This window comes from Intrasporangium zincisolvens (genome assembly GCF_034724055.1).
GTDB classification, from domain to species: domain Bacteria; phylum Actinomycetota; class Actinomycetes; order Actinomycetales; family Dermatophilaceae; genus Monashia; species Monashia zincisolvens.
In genome coordinates, this window is record NZ_JAWIIL010000011.1 from 96,431 (window position 1) to 112,189 (window position 15,759).

The window sequence follows — 15,759 nt, forward strand, 5'->3', positions numbered from 1 at the left end:
CCACGAGGTTCCATACAACGGCCGACTTCCACTGGACGGAAGTGACTTCACGCTCTCCAGCGGGAGACGGCCGGCTCGATGCGTGCCGCCACGCCCCGCAGGGTGGGCAGGTATCGCACCATGCGGTCGGCCTGGGTCGACAGCATGACGAGGCCGATCGAGGCCGCGACGCGCCCGTCGCCGGCCTGGACCGGGACGGCGATCGAGCACGACCCCGGACGCACCTCCTCGTACGTCGTGGCATAGCCCTGGTCGCGGATGGCGTCGAGCTCGGCCAGCAGGCGCGTGGGGTTGATGTGGGTGCGCCGGGTGGGGGCCTCCAGGTCGCGGGCGACGTAGGCGTCACGGACCCACGGCTCCTCGAACGCGAGGAGCACCTTCCCGACCGCCGTCGCGTGCAGGGGCAGCCTCCCCCCAACGCGCGAGGCGCGGGGGACGCGCTTGGAGCTGTAGATCCGGTCGATGTAGAGGGCCTCGTGGCCCTCGCGCACCGCGAGGTGGGCCGTCTCCTGCGTCAGTGAGAAGAGGTCCTGCAGGTAGGGTCGCGCCGCGTCGCGCAGCTCGCGCTGGGCGTTCTGGGCGATCTCCCACAGGCGCAGCCCCACGGCGTACCTGCCGTGCTCGTCGCGCTCGAGGGCGCCCCAGTCGACGAGCTCGGCGACGAGCCGGTGGGCCGTCGGGAGCGGCAGCTCGGCCCGCTCGGCCAGCTGCGTCAGCGACAGCGGACCGGGCGCGCTCTCGAAGGCGGCCAGGAGGGCCAGCGCCTTGCTCGTGACGGTGCGCCCCGGCGCGGAGGAGTCCTCGCCCCGACCGGCCATTCTTCAGCCGAGGGCGATGCGCTGGGGGAGCGTGTCGGCGCCCGCGACGGCCGACAGGGCGCGCGCCATGGTGCGTGCGGCGTCGGTGAACAGGTGGTCGTGGACCCGCGCGTCGATGAGGCGGTGGGCCTGCGCACGGGTCAGGCCGAACCAGTCCATGACGGTGTCGACGCCGTGCGGCGTCAGGCGCCAGAGCTTGTCGGCGTCCTTGACGATGGCGTCCTCGACCGAGAGGGCCTCCCGGCGGCTGTCGTGGCCGTCGACGATCTCGACGACCCGGGCCGCGCGGGAGGCGTCGTGGCCCACGTCGGCGAGGATGGCCATGGCGATGCGGGCGCCCTCCTTCTCGTGGCGCAGGACCGTCTCGGGGTTGCCTGCCCCGGGGGCGATCGCGGCGAGGACCTCCGGCTCCGGCACCTGCGACCACCCGGTGTCGTGCAGCAGGATCGCGGGCAGGACGACTTCCGGGTCCGCCTCCGGGTGGTGCCCGAGGAGGGCACGCGCGAGCCCGTGCGCGTAGAGGGTGTGCACGTCGTTGTCGCGCACCGCGAGGTACGGGGCTGCGCGGTGCCAGATGTCGGCATGGTGGGGGTCGAGGGCGGCGCCGGTGGGGTCGGGGACGGACCGGGCGACGTCCTGGCCGTAGTGGTTGGCACGGGGCTCGAGCTTGGGCAGCACGCCGCCATTGCACCGCGGCCCGGGCCGCGCGGACAAGGGGCCGGTTCCACCCAGTGGAAGTGGGCCGGTGTCGGTCGGGGTCGCCCGGGCCGCTCGCGGTGGTCAGGCGGTGCCGACGGCGGACGGGAGCCCGAGCCGTTCGCGCAGCTCGTCGGCGCTCGTGCCGTACGTGGCGACGAGGTCGACGCCGTCGGGGCCGACGCGGAAGACGCCGTGGTCGGTGTAGACCCGGCTGACGCAGCCGACGCCGGTGAGCGGGTAGGTGCAGCGCGGGACGAGCTTGGGGGTGCCGTCCTTGCCGAAGAGCCGCATCATGACGAAGACCTGCTTCGCGCCGATCGCCAGGTCCATCGCGCCGCCGACGGCGGGGATCGACCCCGGTTCGCCGGTGTCCCAGTTGGCGAGGTCGCCGTCGAAGGACACCTGGAACGCGCCGAGCACGCACACGTCGAGGTGGCCGCCGCGCATCATCGCGAAGGAGTCGGCGTGGTGGAAGTAGGAGGCGCCGGGCAGCTCGGTCACCGGCACCTTGCCGGCGTTGGTGAGGTCGGCGTCGACGTCGTCGCCCGACGCCGCCGGACCCATGTTGAGCATCCCGTTCTCGGTGTGCAGGACGACGCCCTGCTCGGCGGTGAGGTGGTCGGCGATCTTCGTCGGCTGCCCGATGCCGAGGTTGACGAACGACCCGTCCGGGATGTCGGCGGCCATGACCGCGGCCAGCTCGTCCATCGACAGCGGTCCGCGGTCGAGGTGCTCTGTGGTGGTCGGCATCAGCGGGCTCCCTGGACGGTGTAGTGGCGGGCCTCGACCCGGACGACGCGGTCGACGAAGATCGACGGCGTGACGACGGCCTCCGGGTCGAGCGCGCCGGTCTCGACGATCTCGGAGACCTGGACGATCGTCGTGTCGGCGGCGGTGGCCATGACGGGCCCGAAGTTGCGGGCGGTCTTGCGGTAGACGAGGTTTCCCATCCGGTCGGCCCGATGTGCCGAGACGAGGGCGTAGTCGCCGCGGATGGGCAGCTCGAGCAGGTACTCGCGTCCGTCGATGACCCGTGACTCCTTGCCCTCGGCGAGCGGGGTGCCCACCGCCGTGGGGGAGTAGAAGCCGCCGATGCCCGCGCCCGCCGCCCGCATCCGCTCGGCGAGGTTGCCCTGGGGGACGACCTCGAGCTCGACGCGCCCGGTGCGGTAGAGGTCGTCGAAGACGTAGGAGTCGACCTGGCGCGGGAAGGAGCACACGACCTTGCGCACGCGGCCGGCCTTGAGCAGGGCCGCGAGGCCCACCTCGCCGTTGCCCGCGTTGTTGGCCACGACGGTCAGGTCGGTCGCGCCCTGGCGGATGAGGGCGTCGATGAGGTCGAAGGGCATGCCGGCGAGCCCGAAACCGCCGACGAGCACCGTCGAGCCGTCCTCGATGCCCTCGACCGCGGCGTCGGCGGACTCGACGATGCTGGTCCGGCCCATCAGCTCGCCTCGACATTCTCGAGCACGACGGCCAGGCCCTGGCCGACGCCGATGCAGATCGCCGCGACGCCCCAGCGCTCGCCCCGCTCGCGGAGGACCTTGGCGAGGGTTCCGACGATGCGGCCCCCGGACGCGCCGAGCGGGTGGCCGATGGCGATGGCGCCACCGCGGGTGTTGACGATGTCGGGGTCGACCTTCCACGCGTCGAGGCAGGCCAGCGACTGCACCGCGAAGGCCTCGTTGAGCTCGACCGCCCCGACGGCGTCCCAGCCGATGCCGGCTCGCTCGAGCGCACGGTTCGCGGCCTCGACCGGCGCGTAGCCGAACTCCTGCGGCGTCAGGGCGTAGCCGGCGCGGCCGGCGATGCGGGCCAGCGGGCTCGTGCCGATGGCGTCCGCCGCGGCCTCGGAGCCGAGCAGGACGGCGGACGCTCCGTCGCTCAGCGGGGAGGCGTTGCCGGCGGTGATGGTGCCGTCCGTGCGGAAGGAGGGCTTGAGGGTCGCGAGCGTGTCCACCGTGCTGCCGGGGCGGATGCTCTCGTCGCGGGTCAGCTCGGACCCCTCGAGGGGCACGACGAGGTCGTCGTAGAAACCGTCCTCCCACGCCTGGTACGCGAGGGTGTGCGAGCGGGCGGCGAACTCGTCCTGCCGCTCGCGCGAGATGCCGAACTTCTCCTGGAGCTGCTCGTTGGCCTCCCCGAGGGAGACGGTCCACGCCGGGTTCATCCGGGGGTTGACGAGGCGCCAGCCGAGGGCGGTCGAGACCGCGGTCATGTCGCCGGCGGGGAAGGGCCGCGACGGCTTGGGCATGACCCACGGGGCGCGCGTCATCGACTCGACGCCGCCGGTGAGCACGATGTCGGCGTCACCCGTCTCGATGGCCCGGGAGCCGATGTGGACGGCGTCGAGGCTCGACCCGCACAGCCGGTTGACGGTCGTGCCCGGCACGCCGACCGGCATCCCGGCCAGCAGCGCCGCCATGCGACCGACGTTGCGGTTCTCCTCCCCGGCGCCGTTGGCGTTGCCCCACACGACGTCGTCGACCCGGGCCGGGTCGAGCCCGGGCGTGCGGGCGAGGAGCGACGAGATCGCATGGGCGGCAAGGTCGTCGGGGCGCGTCGCGGCGAGGCTGCCGTTGAACTTGCCGAAGGGAGTGCGGAGGGCTGCATAGACGAACGAGGTCACGGTGCGAGCCTACGAGGCTGCTTCGATATGGTGAAGTATCAAGATCAGACATGACTGAGTATCTTTGATGTATGGATCTTCTCCGCCACCTCGACTACTTCGTCGCCGTCGCCGAGGAGCGGCACTTCGGCCGGGCCGCCGAGCGGCTGCACATGGCCCAACCGCCCCTCTCGCAGCAGATCCGCCGGCTCGAGGCCGAGGTCGGCGCGCAGCTGTTCGTCCGGACCACCCGACGCGTCGACCTGACGCCGGCCGGGGCGGCCTACCTCGTCCGCGCCCGGGCCATCCTCGGCGCCGTCGAAGAGGCCGCCGCCGAGGCCCGACGCGTCGCGGCCGGGAGCCTCGGCCGGCTCGTCGTCGGCTGCGTCGGCTCCGTGACCTACAGCCTGCTGCCCGAGCTGTCCGCCCGGCTGGCGGAGGAGCTGCCCGGCGTCGACTTCTCGTTCCGCGGCGAGATGCTCGCCTCCGAGCAGGTCCAGGCACTGCGTGAGGGCACCATCGACCTCGGCTTCCTCCGGCCACCGGTGGCCGACCCGGCGCTCGCGGTCACCCAGTTGCGCAGCGACCGGCTGGTCCTCGCCCTGCCGGCCGCGCACCCGCTGGCCCGACGCGCCCGCGTCGACGTGGCCCACCTGCGCGGGCAGGACCTCATCGTCCACTCGGCCGACCGCCGCTCGGCCATGTACGACGTCGTGCTCCGCCTCTGTCGGGACGCCGGGTTCGAGCCGACGGTCCGCCACGAGGTGGGCGAGACCTCGACGCTGGTCACCCTGGTGGCCGGCGGCCTGGGGGTGGCCGTCGTGCCCGAGCCGGTGCAGGCGCTCGCCCTCGAGGGGATCGTCTACCGCCCGCTCGGGCGCCCCGCCACGAGCGTAGAGCTCGTCGTCGCCCACCGGGCGGACCGGCACGAGCCGCACCTGACCCGCACGCTCGACGTCGTGCGCGAGGTGGTGGGCTAGGTGGTGGGCGAGCGCCCTCCGGTGCTCAGGCCCAGATGTACTCCTCGGCGATGGCGCCGTCCTTCCACTTCGCGACGGTCACCATCCGGCCGCCGCCCTCGAACTCCCCGATGACACAGGTCCACTCGCCGGACCCGAAACCGATGGGGTGCGCCGTGATCTGCGGCGGCGTGCCGCCGGCGGACTCCACGTAGGCCTTCATGGCGTCGATGTGCTCCTCGATGCCGTGGGTCGGCGGCGTTCCCTTCCAGTCGACGAGGACGTCGTCGGTGTGGTGATGGGCGAACACGCCGTGCCAGTCCGCGGTGTTCCAACCCGTGAAGTCGAGATCGTCCATGCCCTTGAGGTTGCGGGCCACCTGGTCATCCCTCATGCGACGCCTCCGGTTCGGTCGATGGTGCAGTGCCGGTCGCGGGATGCGGCCATCTCTCGACGGTACGCGTGCGCGCGGACCCGCCGACAGGGCTCCGCGGCCCGGCACGGGACCGGCTGCCTCAGTGGCCGCCCCGGGTGGTGAAGGGGAGGACGAGACGGGACGGGTGTGCGGCGTCGCGGTAGACCTTGTGGGTGACGGGGCGGCCCACCGGCAGGTGGAACGCGTCGGGCGGCAGCAGCGCGTTGTGCTCGTCGGCGAGGGGCTCGTCGTTCGAGAGCTGCACGACGAGCCGGTGCCCCGGTAGAAACGTCGCCGCGAACGGGTAGAGCCGCACGACGTACTCCTCGACGACCCCGGGCTCGACCGGCACCGAGCGCGTGTGCGGGTGGTACGGGTTGCCCTCGGTGGTGCGCTCGTCGAGCTCGCGGTGCGACGCCTTGAGGAAGCCGGTGGTGACGAGCTGCCTTCTGCCGGTGGGTGACTCGTCCCAGAGCCTCAGGATGAGATTGGTGTCGGGCTGGTCGATCTCGACGAAGAGGTGCGCCGCGCCGGCGCCGACCATCTCGGTGGGCTCCTCGAACGGCGGCGTGCTCCAGTCGAGCATCTCGACCGTGTCGGTGACCGTGAGCGGCGCCTGGTAGAAGCCGTCGGGTGCTGCGTGCTCGACGCCCATGAGCTCGGGGGAGAAGGAGAGCGTGCGGCGCGGACGCAGGTACAGCGGGCGGTAGGAGACGTCCCTCGGCGGCCACTGGTCACCAGTGAGCACCTCCCGCGTGCCCTCGACGAAGACGCTGACGGCGGGCTCGTCCATGATCCCGTTGTCGACGCCCTTGAGCCAGTACTCGTACCAGCGGAACATCGTGTCGTGCTCCTCGACCCACGGGCGCGACTGCATGGGCGGGTAGGAGCCGATGTCGAGGCGCTTCGGGCCCTTCAGCTGCTCGAACAGCTCGATGTGCCCGTCGACGGTCCAGCCGCGGCCCTGGTCGATCTGCAGGTACACGGGGATGTCGATGTTCCGCGCGAGGTTGACCGGGTTGCGCTCCTCGTACCAGTCGCCGTCGAGCTCGTTCATCACGATGTCGAACCACGCCTCGTGGTTCGTCGGGTAGTGCAGCAGGTGCACGAGGTTGGGCCAGGCCGCGATGTCGGGGTCCTCGAGCCGCTTGGCGACCCGGGCCTCGATCTCCTCCGGTGAGTACGTCTCGAGCATCCGCGACCTCACCCGGTCGGTGAACGCCCAGCCGGAGTCACCGCCGCGCCCCTCGCGTGCGGCGCGCGGCATGAACCACATGACGCCGCCGTGGTAGGTCGTCTCGTAGAAGTCGAAGTGGCCGCCGCTGACGAAGATCGCCTTGAGGCTCGGGGGCCGCTCGGCCGCGGCGAAGACCTGCATCGAGCCGAAGTAGGAGATGCCGATCATGCCGACGTTGCCGTCGCACCAGGGCTGCGCCGCGACCCACTCGATGACGTCGTACGCGTCCTGCCCGAGCGAGACCCCGCCGGCGTTGTAGTTGCCGACGTGCTCGCCCTCGGACGCGCCGGAGCCGCGCAGGTCGCCGATGACGTGGACGTAGTCCTCGGCGACGACGCGGGCGATGTCACCGGCCTCGATGCAGCCGTCCCACATGGGGGAGGGCCGACGCTGCGGCGGCGTCGTCAGCGCGAGCGCCTGCAGCTCCTTGCCGTAGGGGCTCAGGGCCACGAGCGCCGGACGGGGCCGGTCGTCGACGCCGTGGTAGGCGTCGGCGGCCAGGGTGACGCCGTCGCGCATCGGGACGGCGAGGTCCTTGCGGACCACGATCTTCTGCACGCCGGCGGTGATGGTCTGGACGTCAGCCATGGTCGAGGGGCTCCGTTCGTTCACGACGTCTGGTCGAGGCGGGTGTGGTGGGTGCGGTAGCCGTGCATCGAGGTGAAGAACGGCGACGGCTCGAGGGTGGGGTCGCCGGAGTAGCCGAGCGCATCGGCCACGGGGGCGAAGGGCGAGTAGGGAGAGTCGGACTCGCGCAGGCCGGCGCAGAGGCAGTCGTGTGCGGCCCTGGCGACCCGGGCCTCGACGGCGAGGCTCTCGTCGAGCGCGGCTCGCGCCTGGTCGGCGTCGAGCTCGACGCCGTAGGGCGTGCCGTCCGTCGTCCGGTAGGGGTGCCCGAGGTAGAGGTGGTTCGAACGGACCTCGTCGCGCAGGCGGACGAGGCTCGCACGGTAGGCGTCGGGGTCGACGAAGCCGGGGAAGCCGTTCGCGGCGCCGTGCACCTGCACGGCGTCCCCGACGAAGACGTCGTCCTGCCCGTCGAGCACGTAGGCGACCGAACCGGGGGTGTGCCCGGGCACGTGGTGGACCGACACCGTGACGTCGCCGCCGAGCGACAGCGTCTCGCCGCCGCGCACGAGCACGGCCGGCTCCATCTCACCCGAGATCGCGGCACGCCCCGCGGCGGCGACCGTGGCGGCTCCGTTCGCGCCGTGGAGGTACCGACCCCGCCCGGCGGCGTACTCGTCGACGTGCGCGGCGCGCGAGCGCAGCATCGGCGCGTCGGCCTCGTGGATGACGACCTTCGCCCGGCGCCCTGTCAGCTCCCACAGCGCGTGGGCGCCCCCGACGTGGTCGATGTGCCCGTGGGTCAACAGGATCCACCGCACGTCCTCGATGCGGCGGCCGATGGCCTCGAGCGCCGGAGCCATGCCGTCGGCGGGGGAGGACGCGATGCCGGTGTCGACGATCGCCGGCTCGGGAGCGTCGATGAAGAAGCTGTAGAGGTGGAAGCGGCCCCACGGGGAGGCGAGCGGGTGGACGGCGACGGTCATCGCTCACCGCCGTCGATGAAGGCCGCGGTCTCGGTGAAGACGCGGTGGTACTCCGGCAGCCATGAGAAGTGCTGGACGAAGCCGTGACCTGCTTCGGCGTACCGGCTCACGGTCGCGGCGACGCCGGCCTCGCGCAGCCGCTGCCCGTAGAGCTCGCCCTCGTCACGCAGGGGGTCGTGCTCGCCGGTGACGACGAGCGCGGGCGGCAGCCCGCTGAGGTCCTCGCGCTTGATCGGCGACACGAGCGGGTCGGCGGGGTCGGCACCGGACTCGACGTAGAAGGCGTTGAACGGCGCCAGGCCCGCCGTCTCGAGCCCGTAGCCGACGGCGTTCTCGCGCAGCGACGGGTAGCGGTCGACGTCGAAGTCGAGGTCGAGCGAGGGGTACCAGAGCACCTGGTGGGTGATGCCGTCGAAGCCGTCGTCGTGGGCCATCGCGGCGACCGCGGCGACGAACGTGCCACCGGAGCTGTCGCCGACGAGCGCCAGCGGCTCGGTCGGGCGGTGCGCCCAGCGCACGACGGCGTACGCGTCGTCGAGGCCCGCAGGAAAGCGCGCCTCGGGCGCGCGCCGGTAGCCGACGGAGACGACGGGGCGCCCGGTCTCGGCCGCCAGCGAGCGCGCGAGGTGGTCGTGCGTGTCGAGGCTGCCGAGGAAGAAGGCACCGCCGTGGAGGTACACGACGACGCCGGGGCGCGGCTGGGCGCTCGCCGTGTAGACGCGCACGGGTACGTCACCCGCCGGCGTCGGCACGGTGGTGTCGTCGACGGCATGCAGCGGCAGGCGGTCGGCGAGTGGCGGTGCCTGCGACTCCTCGGCCGCGCGGAGCGCCGCGGGATCGAGGGGCCCGTCGGGCGGTGGAGGGAGCGTGGCGAGGACCTTCGCGATCTCGGGGTGCAGGGCCATGGGTCAGCTCCGGACGGTCGCGGCGACCTGACCGGGCTTCTGGCCGGGGAAGACGTCGTCGAGCTCGTCCTCGGTCCAGCCGTGGCGCGAGATGCGCTGCAGCTCGTCGGTGACCGGCTTGCGGGTGGCCTGGAACGTGGCGAGCGCCTCGGGCACCGAGCCGGCGGCGACGAGCACGTCGGCCAGCGCGCCGGCATCGAGGATCGCCGAGTTGGCGCCCTGCCCCTGGTGGTGGCACATGGCGTGGGCGGCGTCGCCGATGAGCACGACCGAGTCAGAGTGCCAGCGCTCGACGGGCTCGATGTCGTACACCGCGCGGACGTTGACGGTGTCCATGTCGAGGCCCTCTGTCATCCGGACGATCCGCTCGTCGAAGCCTTGGACCGTCCCGACGATGTCGTCCTTGGTGACGGCGGGTGCCCACGTGCCGTCCGCGTTGAGGGCCGTGACGTCGAAGGAGACCTGGCGGCGGTGGAGCAGCGGCAGCAGGTAGACCTTGGTGCCGCGACCGATGAACATGCGCAGGTCGCCGTCGTCGGCCATCCCGAACGCCTGGTCGATGTCGATGACGGCGCGGTAGGCGTGCTCGCCGGCGAAGACCGGCTGTGCGTCGGTGAAGAGCCGCTCGCGGACGACCGACCTGATGCCGTCGGCGCCGATGACGAGGTCGGCGGTGGCGGTCTCGCCGTTCGCGAAGCCGAGCGTCGCCGAGCCGCCGTGGTCGGTGACGGTCTCGAGCTTGTGCCCGAGCCGGACCATGCCTGCTGGGAGGGAGCCGACGAGGGCGTCGATGAAGTCGCCGCGGTGGATGAGGTGGGTGGTCTCGCCGTAGGCGGCCTTCTCGGGCCACTCCTCGCGGGCGATGCGGTGGTCGTCGGCGGTGAGGATCTCGAAGCCGTCGCTCGGGGAGCTCACGGCCTTGATGGCGGCGCCGATGCCCCACCGCTCGAACTGGGCCATCGAGGAGGGGCGCAGGCCGATGCCCGCCCCGACCTCGCGGATCTGCGAGGCCTGCTCGTAGACGGTGACGTCCGCCCCGGCGTTGGCGAGGGCCCGGGCGGCGGCCGCGCCTGCGTAGCCCGCGCCGACGACGGCGACGCGGAGGTTCTTCAGCTCTGAAGTCTTCATGGTGGTCCTCGGGTCAGCTCTGGTCGGTCGTGAGGGACAGGAAGTCGGCCGGCAGGTCGACGAAGATGCGGGTGATGGTGGCCTCGTCGACGCCCTCGTCGCGCAGGGCGGGAAGGAGCACCTCGAAGAGGTAGTTGACGGTGTGGCCCTTGACGCCGGGCCAGCCGAGCGGGCTGCAGTTGGCGTCGGCGGAGGCGAGCACGCTGTCGACGCGGCCACCCTTGACGTAGCGCAGGAAGTGGTCGAGGCGCTCGCGGCGGGGGCGGCCCCAGAAGGGTGGGTCGGGCAGCTCGAGGTCGTAGCCGAAGGTGTCGAAGCCGATGCGGCCGCCCTGGTCGGCGATCCACGTGTCGCGGACCTTGCCCTGGCTGACGCCGTCGTCGGCGTGGCCGAAGAGCACCCGGTCCAGGGGCAGGCCCTCCTCGCAGAAGACGTCGAGCGCAGGCTCGACGTCGACGGCCAGGTGGGTGAAGATCGGCACGCCCGTGGCGAGGGCGGCCCGGGCGGCGGCCCGGTAGATGCGCAGGTCGAGGGGCTTCATGCGGAAGCCGCGGCTGACGCCGACCTTGATGATGCCGGCGCAGGCACCGGTCGAGCCGATGCCGACCGTGATCTCGTGGACGAACTGCTCGGTGAGGTACCCGACGGAGGCCCGCTCGAAGAAGGCGAGCGCGGTGTCGCCGCCGACGAACCCGGTGGAGGCGACGATGTGCACGCCGGTCTTCTCCGAGAGCGACTGGTAGTAGCTGACGTCGCGTCCGTTGCAGATGCCGGTGGCGTCGACGAAGGTCGCGCCGCCCCACGGCTGGGTGTTCTCGTGGAAGGCTCGCAGCTTGGGGACGGTCTCCTCGTAGCGCTGCTCGGGCGTCTTCCACCACTGGGTGTCGAGCTCGGAGCCGGGCATGCCGTAGCCGATGTGCTCGTGGACCGCGACGAATCCGAGCTCCGCTGCAGGGACGGGGCCGAGGACGGTGTTGACCCGGGACATGTCAGTGCTCCTTGACGGTGAGCAGGGCCCGCGGGTTGGCGACGAGGATGCGCTGGACGTCGTCCTCGCTCACCCCCTCGGCCTTCAGGGCGGGGACGAACGAGGTGAGCACGTGACTGTAGGGAGTGTCGATGCCGTCGTGCCCGAAGGCGGCGCCGGTTGCGCTGCAGGACAGCAGGATCCGATCGGTGTGGCCGGCATCGACGAGCTCGGTGACGAGGGCGACGCGCTCCTTGTCGGTGACGTGGTCGCCGCCTTCGGAGCCGACGTGGTCGATGGCGACGTAGGCGCCGCGCTCGGCCACCGCGAGATGGGCTCCGGCGTCCACGGCGTCGGTGCGGTCGAGGCCGCCGACGACGACGCGGTCGGCGGCGAGGCCCTCGTCGAGCAGGACCCGCAGGTCGGCCACGGCGTCGGCCCCGAAGCGGATCGACACGGGGACGCCCGTGGCCAGGCCGGCGCGCGCGGCGCCGCGGAACAGGCTCTCGTCGGTGGCCGTCATGCCGGTGCGGGTGGCCGCGGTGGCGACGAGTCCGGCGGCTGCCCGTCGCTCGACCCGCGGAACGACCATGCCCTCGGTCACCTCGCGGGTGAAGAGGTCGGCGAAGCGCTCGGCGGGCCAGGGGGTCGGCGGGTTCGTCTGCGGCGTGAGGAAGTAGCCGCCGAGCAGCTCCTCGGGTCCCTGCCCGGTCGAGGCCACGACGTGCACCCCGGTGGCGCGGGACAGGGCCTCGAGGAGGCGCAGGTCGCGGCCGTGGAACATGCCCGTGGCGTCGACGACGGTGCCACCGCCGGCGTCGCGGAAGTCGGAGAGCCGGCGTTCGAGCCCCTCGAAGACCTCGGCCCGGTCGATCGTGACGTCGTAGGCGTACTGGGCGCCCGGAAGCACCGACAGGAGGCTCTCCTGCACCGACACGACGCCGAGGTCGTCGGCGGGGACCGGGCCGAGGACCGTGTTGACGGTGGGGCGCGGGGCGTCGGTGGTGGAGGGGCTGCTCGCAGTCATCGGAGTCCTTTCGCTGCGGCAGCGGCGCCGCATGGCGTGTCACGTTAACCGTTGACTTTACAGAGCGTCAATAGAGTGATCGCTACGATGTTTGGGTGTACGCGGTTATGCTGCGTGCCATGTCGCTCCGCGCCGCCCAGAAGCAGATGACCTACGACCTGTTCCTCGAGAAGGCGCTCGAGCTCTTCGGCGAGAAGGGCTACGCCGCGACGACGGTCGACCACATCGCGCAGGCGGCCGGCTCCACGCGGACGACGTTCTACCTGCACTTCGCCGGCAAGGCCGAGGTCATGGCGGCGCTGCTCGAGAAGGTCGACCACATCCTCACCTCGGCCGACGACCCGTCACTGTCCGAGGTCGTGGAGTCCGGTTCGCGTGAGCTCGTCCATGCCTGGATCGACCTCAAGTTCTCGCAGTGGGACGAGATCAAGCCCTACCTCACGGCCTCGTTCCAGGCGACCCACGAGCCGGCCGTCAACGAGCGCACCGAGAGCTGGTTCGAGCACGCGGTCGGCGAGATGATCCGGGGTCTCGAGCGGGCCGGACGCTTCACCCCCGACGTCCGGCGGGTGCGCTGCGTGCTCGCCTTCGGCCAGCTCGAGTACCTCTCGCGGCGCTACTTCGCCACCGGCTGGCGCGCACCGCGCGAGGTGTACCTCGAAGAGCTCACCGACTCCTGGATGCACCTGCTCACCGACTGACTCGCGCGGGCGTCACTGTGCGGCAAGCGTTCTGACGCTGCCCGCATCTTCACGTCGTCGCCGCGCCCGGGTGTCTTCGCCTGGGCGCCCTGTCGGCCTGGCCGCTTGTCCGGAATTGCCCAGACCTCGGGCGGCGTCCGCCGAGATTTTCTGGTCAAACCGTTGACAACACTTACGTCCAGCACATTCACTTTGCAGCATGTCAACCAAAGCCCCCGCTGCCGTGGGCGATCTGGACCTCTTCTCCGACGAGGTCCTGCTCGACCCGTACCCGACCTATGCGACGCTCCGCGAGACCGCCGGGGTGGTGCACCTGCCCGCCAACGACGTCTACGCCCTGACGCGCTACGACGTCATCCGTGACGCCCTCGCCGACACCGAGACCTTCTCCTCGGCCTCGATCGGCTTCAACCCGATGGTCAACGAGGCCCTCCAGGGCACCTCGCTCGCCTCGGACCCGCCGGTCCACACCCAGCTGCGGGCGACGCTCAGCGCCAACCTGACGCCTCGCTCCCTGCGCGACCTCAAGGGCCAGATCGAGGAGAAGGCCGACGCCCTCGTCGCCGAGCTCGTCGAGAGCGGCTCGTTCGAGGCGATCGACGCGCTCGGGCGGGTCTTCCCCATCCAGGTCGTCGCGGACCTCATCGGCTTCACCGACGAGATCCGCGCCACGATGCTCCGCTGGGGCCAGGCGGCGATGGAGGTCATCGGCCCGCTGAACCAGCGCACCGCCGAGAACTTCCCGGTGGCCGGCGAGCTCTACGGCTGGTGCTCGCAGGTGACGGCCGACGACCTCGCGCCCGGATCGGTCGGGCGGGGCATCTTCGAGGCCGAGGCGCGGGGCGAGATCCCCCCGAACACGGCCGGCCACATCATCCACCAGTACCTCGGGGCCGGCGTCGACACGACGGTCGCCGCGATCGGCAACATCGTCGCGCTCCTTGCGCAGCACCCCGACCAGCTCGCCCTCGTCCGTGAGGACCGCGCCCTCGTCGGGTCGGCCTTCAACGAGGTGCTCCGTTACTGGGCGCCGGTCCACGCGTGGGGCCGTCGCGTGACGAAGGACGTCGAGATCGACGGGGCCCTCGTGCCGGCCGGTGCCCAGGTCGCCGTCCTCTTCGGCGCCGGCAACCGGGACCCACGCCACTACGACGCGCCCGACACCTTCGACGTGACGCGCAACCCCGTCGACCACCTCTCCTTCGGCTACGGCCCGCACGGTTGCGCGGGCCAGGGACTCGCCCGGCTCGAGGCGCACGCGATCATCGGCTCGCTCGCCGCACGCGTCGAGCGGCTCGTCGTCGGCGAGGCTCGGCGCGTCCCGAGCAACATCACCCGGAGCATCGACGCACTCCCCGTCCTCGAGGTGGTGCCGGCATGAGGATCGAGCTCGACCGGCCGCGCTGCGAGGGTCACGGACTGTGCGAGGAGGAGGCCCCGAGCCTGCTCCACCTCGATGACGAGGGCGAGCTCGTGCTCGACCGAGACGAGGTGGACGCTGGCACGCCCGAGGCCGCAGCGGCGAGCGCGGCGGTGCGGGTGTGCCCCGTGGCGGCCCTGAGACTGGCATGAGCGCGATGCGGCGGATCGTCGTCGTCGGTGGGGGGATCGCCGGCGTGACGGCCGCGGATGCCCTGCGCCAGAACGGCTTCGACGGTGAGCTCACCATCGTCGGCGACGAGCCGCATGCCGCGTACAGCCGGCCGGCGCTGTCGAAGGCGCTCCTGCGTGACCCCGACGGCCTCACGGCGCACGAGCTGCCACCCGCGTCCCACGGCGGCACCGAGCTGCGCGGCGTCGCCGCCGTGGGACTCGACATCGAGACGCGCACCGTGCTGCTCGACGACGGCGACCGCCTGCCCTACGAGGGCGTCGTCATCGCGAGCGGCTGTCGGGCCCGCCGGCTCGGTGGTGGGGAGCAGGACGCGTCTTCTGAGCTGACGCTGCGCACTGTCGACGACGCCTGGCGGCTGCGGTCGCGGGTGGCCGACCGCCCGTCCGTCGTCGTCGTGGGCGGAGGCCCGCTCGGCATGGAGATCGCCTCGTCGTGCCTCGACAACGGGTGCGAGGTCACCCTGGTCTCGCAGGGCCCGCCGCTGCTGGCCCAGCTCGGCCCCCACCTGTCCGACCTGTTCGTCTCCGCGGCGACCCACCGCGGCCTGCGCGTCGTCGAGAGCGCCGGGGCGCGCCTGCTGCGCGACGCGTCCGGCACGCGCGTCGCCCTCGCCGAGGGCCCGGTCGTCGAGGCAGGGCTCGTCATCACGGCCGTCGGTGACCGCCCCAACGTCGAATGGCTCGACGGCAGTGGGCTTCTCGAGAACGGCGTGCTCGTCACCGACGCATGTGGCCGCGTCCGCCCGGAGGTCGTCGCCGCGGGCGACGTGGCCTCGGTACCCACGCCGCGCGGCGTTCGTCGGGTGCCGCTGTGGAGCTCGGCCATCGACCAGGCTCGCACGGCTGCCGCGGCGCTGCTCGGCGTCGACCCGGTGCCCGGCGACCACCGACCCTACTTCTGGACCGAGCAGTTCGGGCTCTCGCTCAAGGCGGTCGGACACCTGCCGCTGCCCGGCGACCCGGAGCTCCTCGACGGTGAGCCTGGCGAGGACCGAAAGCTGCTGCGCTGGAACGCCGCTGACGCGTCGATCGGGAGCGCTGCCGTCGCCCTCAACTACCGCATCCCGATCCCTCGGCTGCGCCGCCTGTGCGAGCCCGCCGTCACCGGCTGAGGCCACCCCCACTCCC

Annotated in this window: 17 protein-coding genes; 5 read left to right on the forward strand and 12 right to left on the reverse strand. The window is 72.1% G+C overall.

Annotated elements, in window-relative coordinates:
* Positions 1-47: 47 nt before the first annotated feature.
* The 5 genes from RY076_RS20855 to RY076_RS20875 all read right to left on the reverse strand — a co-directional run bounded on the left by RY076_RS20855 (position 48) and on the right by RY076_RS20875 (position 4,146).
* Positions 48-818, reverse strand: a complete 771-nt coding sequence (locus tag RY076_RS20855) for an IclR family transcriptional regulator (protein ID WP_323101379.1) — start codon at positions 816-818, stop codon at positions 48-50.
* 3 nt (positions 819-821) lie between these two features.
* Positions 822-1,496: an HD domain-containing protein gene (locus RY076_RS20860; protein ID WP_323101380.1), complete on the reverse strand. Its 675-nt coding sequence runs from the start codon at positions 1,494-1,496 to the stop codon at positions 822-824.
* Between the two features lie 102 nt (positions 1,497-1,598).
* Entirely contained in the window at positions 1,599-2,267 is a 669-nt protein-coding gene (locus tag RY076_RS20865) for a 3-oxoacid CoA-transferase subunit B (RefSeq protein ID WP_323101381.1), read from the reverse strand.
* Positions 2,267-2,962: a 3-oxoacid CoA-transferase subunit A gene (locus tag RY076_RS20870; RefSeq protein WP_323101382.1), complete on the reverse strand. Its 696-nt coding sequence runs from the start codon at positions 2,960-2,962 to the stop codon at positions 2,267-2,269. The genes RY076_RS20865 and RY076_RS20870 overlap by 1 nt, the downstream gene beginning before the upstream one ends.
* Positions 2,962-4,146 (reverse strand): thiolase family protein, encoded by a 1,185-nt coding sequence (locus RY076_RS20875; RefSeq protein WP_323101384.1) that lies wholly within the window; start codon positions 4,144-4,146, stop codon positions 2,962-2,964. The genes RY076_RS20870 and RY076_RS20875 overlap by 1 nt, the downstream gene beginning before the upstream one ends.
* Positions 4,147-4,217: 71 nt before the next feature.
* On the opposite strand from RY076_RS20875, the gene RY076_RS20880 reads away from it, so the two are divergent.
* Complete coding sequence (locus tag RY076_RS20880) at positions 4,218-5,105, forward strand: LysR family transcriptional regulator (RefSeq protein WP_323101386.1); 888 nt, start codon at positions 4,218-4,220, stop codon at positions 5,103-5,105.
* A 25-nt stretch (positions 5,106-5,130) separates the two neighbouring features.
* Here the strand turns inward: RY076_RS20880 and RY076_RS20885 are convergent, their stop codons facing one another.
* The 7 genes from RY076_RS20885 to RY076_RS20915 form a co-directional block, all read right to left on the reverse strand.
* The gene (locus tag RY076_RS20885; protein ID WP_323101387.1) at positions 5,131-5,478 is read right to left on the reverse strand and encodes a nuclear transport factor 2 family protein; all 348 of its coding nucleotides are present in this window, start codon (positions 5,476-5,478) and stop codon (positions 5,131-5,133) included.
* A 121-nt stretch (positions 5,479-5,599) separates the two neighbouring features.
* Positions 5,600-7,324, reverse strand: a complete 1,725-nt coding sequence (locus RY076_RS20890; protein WP_323101388.1) for a CocE/NonD family hydrolase — start codon at positions 7,322-7,324, stop codon at positions 5,600-5,602.
* A gap of 20 nt (positions 7,325-7,344) precedes the next feature.
* Positions 7,345-8,289: an MBL fold metallo-hydrolase gene (locus tag RY076_RS20895; protein WP_323101389.1), complete on the reverse strand. Its 945-nt coding sequence runs from the start codon at positions 8,287-8,289 to the stop codon at positions 7,345-7,347.
* Positions 8,286-9,194: an alpha/beta hydrolase gene (locus RY076_RS20900; RefSeq protein WP_323101391.1), complete on the reverse strand. Its 909-nt coding sequence runs from the start codon at positions 9,192-9,194 to the stop codon at positions 8,286-8,288. Before RY076_RS20900 ends, RY076_RS20895 begins: the two co-directional genes overlap by 4 nt.
* 3 nt (positions 9,195-9,197) lie before the next feature.
* Positions 9,198-10,322, reverse strand: a complete 1,125-nt coding sequence (locus RY076_RS20905) for an FAD-dependent oxidoreductase (RefSeq protein ID WP_323101393.1) — start codon at positions 10,320-10,322, stop codon at positions 9,198-9,200.
* A gap of 13 nt (positions 10,323-10,335) precedes the next feature.
* Entirely contained in the window at positions 10,336-11,310 is a 975-nt protein-coding gene (locus tag RY076_RS20910; protein WP_323101395.1) for a phosphotriesterase family protein, read from the reverse strand.
* Between the two features lies 1 nt (position 11,311).
* Positions 11,312-12,316: a phosphotriesterase family protein gene (locus RY076_RS20915; protein ID WP_323101397.1), complete on the reverse strand. Its 1,005-nt coding sequence runs from the start codon at positions 12,314-12,316 to the stop codon at positions 11,312-11,314.
* A gap of 119 nt (positions 12,317-12,435) precedes the next feature.
* Here RY076_RS20915 and RY076_RS20920 point away from each other — a divergent pair, with 119 nt between their 5' ends.
* The 4 genes from RY076_RS20920 to RY076_RS20935 all read left to right on the forward strand — a co-directional run bounded on the left by RY076_RS20920 (position 12,436) and on the right by RY076_RS20935 (position 15,743).
* Positions 12,436-13,017, forward strand: coding sequence for a TetR/AcrR family transcriptional regulator (locus RY076_RS20920; protein ID WP_323101399.1), 582 nt, complete (start codon positions 12,436-12,438; stop codon positions 13,015-13,017).
* A 199-nt stretch (positions 13,018-13,216) separates the two neighbouring features.
* Positions 13,217-14,398, forward strand: coding sequence for a cytochrome P450 (locus RY076_RS20925; protein ID WP_323101400.1), 1,182 nt, complete (start codon positions 13,217-13,219; stop codon positions 14,396-14,398).
* Positions 14,395-14,589: a ferredoxin gene (locus RY076_RS20930; RefSeq protein ID WP_323101402.1), complete on the forward strand. Its 195-nt coding sequence runs from the start codon at positions 14,395-14,397 to the stop codon at positions 14,587-14,589. Before RY076_RS20925 ends, RY076_RS20930 begins: the two co-directional genes overlap by 4 nt.
* Positions 14,586-15,743 carry an NAD(P)/FAD-dependent oxidoreductase gene (locus RY076_RS20935; RefSeq protein ID WP_323101403.1) on the forward strand — a complete coding sequence of 386 codons (1,158 nt, stop codon included), beginning with the start codon at positions 14,586-14,588 and terminating at the stop codon, positions 15,741-15,743. The genes RY076_RS20930 and RY076_RS20935 overlap by 4 nt, the downstream gene beginning before the upstream one ends.
* Positions 15,744-15,759: the final 16 nt, after the last annotated feature.